Source organism: Pseudomonas sp. LSJ-87 (assembly GCF_032971465.1).
GTDB lineage: Bacteria > Pseudomonadota > Gammaproteobacteria > Pseudomonadales > Pseudomonadaceae > Aquipseudomonas > Aquipseudomonas putida_Z.
This window is the reverse complement of record NZ_JAWJYQ010000018.1, coordinates 1-2,852: the sequence shown is the minus strand read 5'-3', so window position 1 is coordinate 2,852 and position 2,852 is coordinate 1. Positions and strand designations below refer to the sequence as shown.

Genomic DNA, 2,852 nt, shown 5'->3' with positions numbered 1-2,852 from the left:
GGAGCGGGTTTACCCGCGAAGAGGCCAGCCCGGCATCAGACCCGGCGTTCGTGCATCCGCGCCAACTGCCGCTCCAGCATCGACGGGTAGGGCTCCATCAGGCGCTCCACGCAGCAGGCGCCCTCAGGGCTGGCAATCGGGCGAATGCGGGCGCGCTGGCGAATTAGCGTGTCATCGCTGATCTGCCGCTCCACCAGCAACAGGTTGCGGCTGTGCTGCGACAGCGCCAGGGCGTCCTGGGCCTTTTCGGCCATCAGCAGGTCTACCAGCTCCAGCCCTTGCAGGTCGTTGCCCAGGGCCAGGCCCAGTTGCAGTTGCAGGGTAATGCCGCTGTCCGCAACCTCGATCTGCAGGGCATGGCCCAGGGCGCGCAACAGCTCGCCGCAGCAGATGGCGTTGGTCAGGTAGTCCTCGCCGCAGTCGCGGCTGTGGAACAGCACCAGGGTGCTGCCGTCGTTGAGTGTGTGGGTTTCGCCCTCGTAGAGCGAGGCAGCGTGCTCCAGGCAATCACGGTAGCGCTCGGTCAGTTCGGTCAGGCGCGTGCGCGGCAGGCGACGCAGCTGCTCCTGCGAACCAAGTTGCACGGCAAGCACGGCGCTGTACTGCGGCTCGTCGGATTCGACCACGGCGGCCTTGGGCGCGCTTTCGTCGTCCAGCAGGCCGGCGAAGGCGTCATCGTCATCCTCGTCCGCCTGGGCGGCAAGCTTGGCGCGCGGTGCGGCCTTGGCTGCCGGGGCGGCGTCGTGCAAGTCGTCGAACTGCTCGTCGTCCTCTTCTTCGGGCTCCGGCTCAGGTGGTGGCGGCGGGGCCAGGCGCGCGTGCAGCTGGCGGGCGATGTCGCCGATCTCGTCCTGGCGGTCGGTGGCCGGGGTATAGGGTTGCGGGTCGCGCAGCCACACCCGCAGCTGCAGCAGCGGCAGGGTGATGAAGCGGCCCTGGCGCAGGCTCAGGGTCAGTGCCAGCACCAGCAGGATGGCGGCAAGGATGCCCATGCTCTGCAGGCTGATCAGCATCGGCTGCTGGAACTGGCTCATGTCCAGGCTGATGCGCAGTTGCCCGGCGGTCACGTCCTGGAAGGTGATCTTGGTCTGGTACAGGCCTTCGGCCTCGCCCAGCAGGCTGTTGCGCGGGCGCTGGCCGGCCTCGGCGAGGATACGGTTGTCCACGCTGTAGATCGCCGCATGGGCCACCAGCGGGTTTTTCACCAGGTTGCCGAGCAGCACGTTGAGGCTGAGGATGTCGTTGGCCACCAGCAGCTCGGTCGCCGAGGTGGCGGTCTGGGTGGTCAGGCTCTGGCCCAGGGCATCGGCCTGCTCGTGCATGGCCTGCTTGAACTGCAGGCCCATCACGCAGGCGTAGATCACCAACGCCAGCGCCACCAGGAAAATGTTGGTGCAGGCGATGCGCAGTGCCAGCGGCACGCGACGTTGACTCAGGGCGCGATAGATCATCAGGAAGAAGTTGTCTGCTTTGACGGGCGTGGGCCGGTTCACTGAGCTCGGCTCTTAATGGCATGAAAGTGTGGGGCAGTATAGCGAGCCGGGTTTTGTCGGCAAAGTATCGTTGGCGCCCGACGGTCACGGAAAATCGGTAGAATGCGCATTTTTCATCGAAGTCGGAGCCAGGTTGTGCGCGAAATCGTCCTGATCAACATCACCGGTGAGGACCGTCCCGGTCTCACTGCGGCTATCACCGGCGTCCTGCTGCAGGGCGGTGTGAGCATCCTCGACATTGGCCTGGCAGTCATGCACGGTACCTTGTCGTTCGGCATCCTGGTCGATATCCCGGACAACGAAGTGGCCACCTCCCTGCTGCAGAGCGTGCAGGCCAAGGCCCACGAACTGAACCTGCAAGCCCGCTACACGCCGATTTCCGAGGCGGACTACCAGCACTGGGCCGATGGCCACGGCGAGGCGCGCCACATCGTCACCTTGCTCAGCCGCAAGATCACCCCCGAGCAGCTGCAGCGGGTGAGTGCGGTGATCAGCCAGTACGGCCTGACCATCGAGCGCATCGAGCGCCTGTCGGCCCGTGTGGCGCTGGATGCCGAGACCGACAAGGGCAAGGCGGCCATCGAGATTTCCGTGCGCGGCGTGCCGAGCGATGCCCAGGCGCTGCGTGCCGACTTCTTCGCCTTGGCTGAAGAGCTGAGCATCGACATCGCCTTCCAGAAGGACGACCTGTTCCGCCGCAACCGCCGCCTGGCGGTATTCGACATGGACTCGACGCTGATCGAAGCCGAAGTCATCGACGAACTGGCCAAGGCCGCTGGCGTGGGTGAGCAGGTGGCCGCGATCACCGAGCGCGCGATGCGTGGCGAGCTGGACTTCCGCGCCAGCTTCAAGGAGCGCATGGCGCTGCTCAAAGGCCTGGATGTGGGCGTGCTGGACGAGATCGGTGCATCGCTGCGCCTGACCGAGGGTGCCGAGAACCTGTTTGCCGAGCTCAAGCGGCTGGGTTACAAGACGGCGATCCTGTCCGGTGGCTTCACTTACTTTGCCCGCCAGGTGCAGGCGCGCCTGGGCATCGACTATGTGTTCGCCAACGAGCTGGAAGTGGTCGATGGCAAGGTGACCGGCGTGGCTGTGGAACCGATCGTCGATGCCCAGCGCAAGGCCGAGCTGCTGCAGAAGCTGGCCAGCGAAGAAGGCTTGCAGCTGGAGCAGACCATTGCCGTGGGTGACGGTGCCAACGACCTGCCGATGCTGTCGCTGGCCGGCCTGGGCGTGGCGTTCCGCGCCAAGCCGCTGGTGCGCCAGTCGGCCAAGCAGGCGATTTCTACCCTGGGGCTGGATGGGGTGTTGTATCTGCTGGGCCTGCGCGACCGCGACGCGCGCGGCTGATTTGCAAAT

The 2,852-nt window shown here is 65.8% G+C and carries 2 protein-coding genes; one reads left to right on the top strand and one right to left on the bottom strand.

What is annotated here, in order from left to right; all coding sequences use genetic code 11:
- Positions 1 to 35: 35 nt before the first annotated feature.
- Positions 36 to 1,493 (bottom strand): AhpA/YtjB family protein, encoded by a 1,458-nt coding sequence (locus tag RYH74_RS12280; RefSeq protein WP_075046536.1) that lies wholly within the window; start codon positions 1,491 to 1,493, stop codon positions 36 to 38.
- Between the two features lie 135 nt (positions 1,494 to 1,628).
- On the opposite strand from RYH74_RS12280, the gene serB reads away from it, so the two are divergent.
- Positions 1,629 to 2,843: a phosphoserine phosphatase SerB gene (gene serB / locus RYH74_RS12275; protein WP_025340836.1), complete on the top strand. Its 1,215-nt coding sequence runs from the start codon at positions 1,629 to 1,631 to the stop codon at positions 2,841 to 2,843.
- Positions 2,844 to 2,852 lie beyond the last annotated feature (9 nt).